This window comes from Pisciglobus halotolerans (assembly GCF_900113675.1).
Taxonomy (GTDB): Bacteria; Bacillota; Bacilli; order Lactobacillales; family Carnobacteriaceae; genus Pisciglobus; species Pisciglobus halotolerans.
The window spans coordinates 1-6,729 of record NZ_FOQE01000060.1; the positions used below are offsets into that span (position 1 = coordinate 1).

Here is a 6,729-nt window from a genome sequence, read left to right on the forward strand (position 1 = left end):
TTCCGAATGTTATCCCCCACTTATGGGCAGGTTACCCACGTGTTACTCACCCGTCCGCCACTCCTTTATCTCGGTGGGTGCAAGCACCCGGTGAGATAAAAGCGTTCGACTTGCATGTATTAGGCACGCCGCCAGCGTTCGTCCTGAGCCAGGATCAAACTCTCATAAAAAGTGTTGAGTCTCACTCAACGTTTTTAATGAAGCTTGTAGCTCATTAATTGAATTGCTAGCGAATAAATATTCACTAATGTTGTTTGTTTTGACACTTGTCAAAACGCCCTACACATTGGTTCGTCTTACTTTGTTTAGTTTTCAAAGGTCTAATTTCTTGCGTGTGTTGTCTCAGCGACAACTATTTAATCATATCAAAGGTGTAACTCTTTGTCAACAACTTTTTGATTTTTTATTTTTTTTCGTCTATGTCCCGCTGACGACATGTATTACTATACCTTGATTTCAGCCTTGCGTCAACGTTTTTCTGAAAAAAGTTTTTTTATTTTTAAAAACTGAACATTTATTTCTAATGCAGGCGAAACGACAAAGAAAAAGTTGAATAAATCGAACATTATTAATAAAAAACAGAAATTGGTATGTTTATTTCACGAATGAATAAATGATATCGAAAATGAATAAAATTCCATATCCAATAATGATCCTCTTTTTGACGAATCGTAACAGAAAAAAAGCTAAAAAGTTTTTTTGACCTTTTAGCTTTTCACTACCAATTGGCATAATTTCTGCTATGAGAAATGCTTGTTCTTTTCTTATATGAAGTTGCTGATCACCGATTGACTGACCTTGCTATCATAGCAATACTGTGTCTATTCCCTCTTATTGCCTTACTTAAAGCAAAAATATTTTCTACGGGTGCAAGACCAGAATAACCAGCGTCTCCAATATGTTGAATATCCACTCCACAAATTTTGTTCCGGATAGCCATTTGTTTAATAGTATCTTCATCTGAACTTTCCTGACTTGTACCGATTGCTGACATTACTAATGCGCCATTCTTATGAGTAGCCTTAACGATTCGTTTTAATTCTTCTTCATCAAATCCTGGAACAGTTCCAACTGCCGGCACAAGGATAATATCTGCTCCTGCATGAACAAAAGATTCTACGACTTTTAAATCCGAAATAGGTTCACTAACACCTGCCCCATGCATCTTACCAGCAATGATTAAGCCAGAAAACAATTCTTTCGTCAGACGGATCGTCTTTTCGATTTGTTCATTGGTGACACCTGTACCGGGATTTCCTGTTAAACAAACAAAATCCATCCCTAGTGATTCGATTTCTTTTAACGTTTCTTCATTTGCTTGTCTACCTTTTTCTATCATAAGTCTATCTTCTGCCATATTAGCAGTTATATCTATGGGTTCAAGGTTTACTCCAATTGGACGACCGACTAATTTATGCAACTGTTCAACAAAGTTCTCTTCTGTTTGTTTCAATCCAGCTACTTGAGGATTCAATACATTTAGCCCATTTAATAAAATCATATCTGCCCCGAAAGCTCGTGCAACTTCTGCATTGGTGATATCTCCTACTACAGCCTCATGTGGGGCAACATTTTCTGATAATACTGTACGCCCTTCACTTGCTTTGATGCTTTGTTTCAATTCTTCTGCTGACATCGCTAATAATTCAGATGCATTAGTACTTAATAATCTTTTTACCATTTGTATCCTCCACTATTTTTTTTTACAACAAATTAATCACGAACTGCTTCTCCTCGATGCTCTTTTGCTTGAATCTCTTCAAGGGATTGACCACTTTCTTTTGCTAAGTTTTGTTTTTCAACAGATACGTAAAACGGAAAGTATAGTAATACATCGATCACCAGACAAAATACTTGCAAAATAGAACCGCTGATATGTCCGCCAGTAGCTAGAAAACCACTGATGATCGGAGGCATCGTCCATGGAATCGATACACCTACTGTTCCATGGACAAGCCCAGTAGACATCGCAAAGTAAGCAATAATAGCGTTTGCGATGGGTGCTAAAATGAACGGGAGTAATAGGCTAACATTCAATACTACCGGTAAACCAAACATTGCCGGTTCATTGATATTAAAAATTCCTGGTGTTAATGTCAAAGGAGCCATTGTTTTACTGATTTGACTTGATTTCTTTTTGGCTGCTACTAATGCAATCACCAACATCAATCCTAATGTAGCTCCGCCGCCACCTAAAAAGACAAAGTTATCCATGAAAGGTTGAGTGATGATGTGAGGAAGAGCTGCTGTGCGATCTGCTTGAAAAGCCAACCGGTTGGCATCCGTATTCATCAGCCAAATTGGATTGACCATGCTATTCACTACATTTCCTCCATGAATACCCATAAACCAGAATAAACTATTGAAGAAAATAACTAAAACCGTTCCTCCTAAAGTATCTCCTAATACACTCATGGGTTTTCCTAGAATAACCATTAGCAAATCATGGACGTTTGGTAAATCAAAGCTATCTAAGACAGCATAAACGATCAACCACATCGTGATAATGACTGCTCCTGGTATTAATGCACTAAAACTGCGCGAAACAGCTGGAGGAACAGCTTCTGGAAGACGAATCTGAATATTATGATTGATAAACCATTGAAAAATCAATGCAGTGATAATCCCTAACACAATAGCTACAAATAATCCTTGACTCCCCATATATCCTAAACGTATGCCTTCTAATGGAACCTCTTCTCCGCTAAAAATATTCGGCGTTACTACCAAAAATGAAGCCAAGGAAACAATACCAGCCGATACGCCATCCACATCATATTGGCGAGCAAGGCTATGAGCAATTCCAAAACTAGCAATTAATCCCATCAAGCCAAAACTACCGTTAACTCCTTTATTTAAATAAGTGCTAATACCTGTACTTTCTAACCAATTCGTCCATGCTTCTATTGGAAAGCTGCTGATAACTAAGAACAGAGATCCTATGATAATCAGCGGTAATCCTAATGTGATTCCATCACGAATAGCGATCAACATTCTATTTGACCCTAGCTTAACTGCAATAGGAAGTAACCTTTCTTCTAAAAGATCATTAATTTTATTCATCTTCATTCACATCCTCACTTTTTGTTAACACTCAATTTTTTTAGCTACAATACTTTTTTCTAAGTGCTTTTTCACCTCCTAAAATACAAACAAAATTAGTTCGAGGCTATCATGAAAAACTTTTCCTCCTTTCTTCTGTTACTTATAAAAGCCATTCCTCTCTCGTTAACCAGTAAAAGAAATTACTCTTCATACATAATCTATCAAAAAGAGCCTTTTCTTTTCAGGGACAACTTTTATCAATTGAGTTGAAGAAGAGACGTTTCTTCAATAATGGTTCGCTTTCTGTCATTGAGTAAATTATAATATAGATAATTGTAACCGTGTTCAAAATATAAGCGATTGTAACAGATCTCTTAAAAAGAAATTTGTTTTTAAAAAAAAACAAATTGTTACATTTTATTTGGAGGCAGAATAATGTTATTTTTAGATGATGTACCTGAGCTTAATCCTTTAGAGTTGACCATTTATCACTATGTAAGGGATCATTTAGATGATGTGTGTAAGATGAAAATCAGAGAATTGGCTGCTAACACACATACTAGCACTACCACTATTCTCCGTTTTTGTAAGAAATTTGAATGTGATGGTTTTTCGGAATTTCGTGTTAAACTCCAACTGTACAAAGAGCAGCAACATCAAAGTCATTTACAACCGATTGATGAAACGGCTTTGATTGATTTTTTTAAAAGAGCAATGGAGCCGGCCTTTAACGAAAAGATCAAAGAAGCAGTAGAATTATTGAACAGCAAAAGCTTTGTGCTTTTCTTAGGCATTGGTTTATCCAATATAGCAGCAGAATATGGCTCTTTATATTTCACTTCTATTTTCAAGCTATCTCTTAGAATAGAAGATCCCATTAACTATCCTGTTCATTTCCTATCTAATGATCTTGCAAAGCAAACCTGCATCGTTGTTTGCTCCGTATCTGGTGAGACAAAAGAATTGGTCAATTACCTTACACATCTTAATACAAGAGATTGTGTTGTTATTTCGATTACAAATAGTTCGCAATCTACTGTTGCTAAATTATCTGACATCAACCTTCCATATTACATCAATCAGCAAAAAGTTCCTGGAGCAGATGTCACTTCACAAATCCCTGCTTTATATATTCTAGAACGAATCGCAAAAGAAGTTCAGGGGTTAGAAAAGAAAGTACTATGAGGAGCAGCGGATAAAAAAACAACTTTCTCATTTCATTTATAATGCCATTTATTTCAAAGTAGATGATTTTACATCTCATTGAAAAATGATGTAACATGAAAAAAGAAGGAAACTTAGACAACAAGCAGATAAGAAGGTGAAGGCGAATGGGTGAGTGGATCGAACTGTTCATCGGTATCCTCCTTGTGTGGGGCGGCTATACATGGAATAGAGGTACTGAGGCTGGGGGACGAAAAAACTTAGTCAGATTAGCCATCCTCATTGTTGGCATCTTGCTCATTATCGTAAGTGTAATCGATATATTGAGTTGAAACACCAAGTTAATTTTTTTCAAGACTAGTGGTCACATGAAAAAGTGCCTTATATTTAATCATGAAAAAATAAGTAGACTCTAAATCAAACGATGGATCGCGATCATCAAATTTTTTATGTCCAAGTTAAACATTCTTGGAATAAATGATGAAACGCTATGTTCGTTTTAGATGAGTCTGCTTTTATTTCTATTTAGGCCTTATGTCTTCTATATCTTTCTAGTTTACTACTAGTTTATCCCCTTACCGTATCCATTCTTCAGCTAAAAGCCCATAAACTATATGATCAGTAAAGTGATCATACAGCCATTCTACTTGTCTTAACCGACCTTCTTCAGCAAAACCAAAGTGTTTAGGTAGTGATCGACTTTTATCATTTTTCTCAGCTACCCTTACTTCAATTTTATGCAGTGCTAGCATCTTAAAACCATAATCAATGACAAATTCAAAAGTCAAGGTCATGATTCCGCTTCCTTGATATTCTTCCCCTAACCAATATCCAATGCTTCCTATTTTATTCATTTTGCTAATAGTATTAAATCCTATTGTCCCCACTATTGCACCTTTATATACAATAGCAAAAGATATGGGATATCCACCATTTTCAGCAGCTTCTTTTTGCTTTGCTTGAATATTTCGCAGCGTATCATTTGGGCTATTGATAGAATCCAGCCAGCCCAACCATTCTTTTAAATAATCTTTTGAATGAATGATCAGGTGATAAAATTCCTCTGCATCCCCTTCGCCAAACGCCTTCAAAGAAATTTCTTCATTGATTCTATATATAAGCATCGTTTCCTCCTTGGTCTCACATGATAATAAAAAAATTACTTTCATTTATCTTTTTTCAAAGATGCTGACTTCTGCAAGTCAACTAAAGGTAAGAAGATGTAGAGAAACATCGCTAGCAAGCAAAGACTAGCGCAACCCTGATACAAATAGTCCCGCAAAACGGATGTGCATACAGTCTTCACCCGTTTAATGAAAACTCACATCTAATTTTGCTTGCGAAACGTCATGATTCGCAAAAATATGTTCGTTTTAGTATTACAACAGAGCACAACATCATTTATTGATTTCTAAAATCAAATTTTTCATCAGGAACATCAAGGCTATGCCCATTAATGTTTACTGTATCGCTATCTAGCCATTTTATACTGGCAGATTCTTCGCGGTTATTCCAATAAATATTTTTCGTCTTCCCCTTTAAGTTGTTAAATACTAATTCACCCCGGATAGAGTATGAAGTAGTAGCTCCTCCGTTAGAAAGATATGCCTTTAAAGTATAGGTTTCATCTGGTGAGGTTTCTTCTGTAAGATATTCTCCTGTCGGCAGCCTATTCATATCGAAGAATGCCCAATATATTCCATAGCTAAAGAAAACCACAAGTAATAAGCCCACTATCATAACACTTCTAATAATCTTCTTTCTATTTTTCATTATATTTTTCATTATATTTTTCATTATATTTACCATTCCAAGTATCGTCTCCTTGAATGTTATACTTCACAAACCACATAAGTGTATCAAAAAGGTACCGTGTTCTAATGATACCTTAAAAATCAGTAAAGGTGATGAAAAATAATTCTTCATCAATAATAGCGGTGAAAAGATATCTTCTTTAACTATTTATTTTTCAGAACATTGTGAAATAAAATTTCGAATGACTATTATTCTACTGAAGACTCATTTGTTGTCTATGTTAAAAGAAAGGATGGTCTTGGCAAGATACTGACTCATCTACGATATTTAATATCTAATCAAAAAAACAAGATGTCATTGAGCACCATACTGATCAATATACAAAAAAAGTGAGTTCATACAGAGATCGACTCTGATGAACTCACTTTTTCATTTTGCACGGCAACGTCCTAGTCTCACAAAGGGAAACCCTTCACTACCTTCGGCGCTAAGAAGCTTAACTGCTGTGTTCGGCATGGGAACAGGTGTGACCTTCCTGCCATCGTCACCGCACTTATTTGATTGAAAGTACGTTGTACTCTCAAAACTGGATCTGTCTTTTCACATTCGTTCAGTTACCGGATTGCACCGTTTAAAACTTGGTTAAGTCCTCGACCGATTAGTATTGGTCCGCTCCGTACATCACTGCACTTCCACTTCCAACCTATCTACCTGATCATCTCTCAGGGGTCTTACTCACTGACGTGATGGGAAATCTCATCTCGA

General features: G+C 36.1%; 6 protein-coding genes and 3 rRNA genes. 2 read left to right on the forward strand and 7 right to left on the reverse strand.

Annotation, left to right across the window (positions count from 1 at the left end; genetic code table 11):
• The 3 genes from BM057_RS11020 to celB all read right to left on the reverse strand — a co-directional run.
• Positions 1–170: ribosomal RNA gene (locus BM057_RS11020) — 16S ribosomal RNA — on the reverse strand; the annotation flags it as partial.
• Positions 171–781: 611 nt separating this feature from the next.
• The gene (locus BM057_RS11025) at positions 782–1,681 is read right to left on the reverse strand and encodes a DUF7916 family protein (RefSeq protein WP_047391905.1); all 900 of its coding nucleotides are present in this window, start codon (positions 1,679–1,681) and stop codon (positions 782–784) included.
• A 32-nt stretch (positions 1,682–1,713) separates the two neighbouring features.
• Positions 1,714–3,054, reverse strand: coding sequence for a PTS cellobiose transporter subunit IIC (celB, locus tag BM057_RS11030; RefSeq protein ID WP_218147472.1), 1,341 nt, complete (start codon positions 3,052–3,054; stop codon positions 1,714–1,716).
• A gap of 426 nt (positions 3,055–3,480) precedes the next feature.
• Here celB and BM057_RS11035 point away from each other — a divergent pair, with 426 nt between their 5' ends.
• Together BM057_RS11035 and BM057_RS11770 are read left to right on the forward strand one after the other, a co-directional pair.
• Positions 3,481–4,230, forward strand: coding sequence for a MurR/RpiR family transcriptional regulator (locus tag BM057_RS11035; protein WP_047391901.1), 750 nt, complete (start codon positions 3,481–3,483; stop codon positions 4,228–4,230).
• Positions 4,231–4,376: 146 nt separating this feature from the next.
• Entirely contained in the window at positions 4,377–4,541 is a 165-nt protein-coding gene (locus BM057_RS11770; RefSeq protein ID WP_177186252.1) for a hypothetical protein, read from the forward strand.
• Between the two features lie 243 nt (positions 4,542–4,784).
• On the opposite strand, the gene BM057_RS11040 is transcribed toward BM057_RS11770, so the two are convergent.
• From BM057_RS11040 to BM057_RS11055, 4 genes are all read right to left on the reverse strand, one after another.
• Entirely contained in the window at positions 4,785–5,333 is a 549-nt protein-coding gene (locus BM057_RS11040; protein ID WP_092093782.1) for a GNAT family N-acetyltransferase, read from the reverse strand.
• Positions 5,334–5,610: 277 nt separating this feature from the next.
• Positions 5,611–6,018 (reverse strand): DUF5412 domain-containing protein, encoded by a 408-nt coding sequence (locus tag BM057_RS11045; RefSeq protein ID WP_218147471.1) that lies wholly within the window; start codon positions 6,016–6,018, stop codon positions 5,611–5,613.
• Between the two features lie 382 nt (positions 6,019–6,400).
• Positions 6,401–6,516, reverse strand: a 5S ribosomal RNA gene (gene rrf, locus BM057_RS11050).
• Between the two features lie 86 nt (positions 6,517–6,602).
• A 23S ribosomal RNA gene (locus tag BM057_RS11055) occupies positions 6,603–6,729 on the reverse strand; the annotation flags it as partial.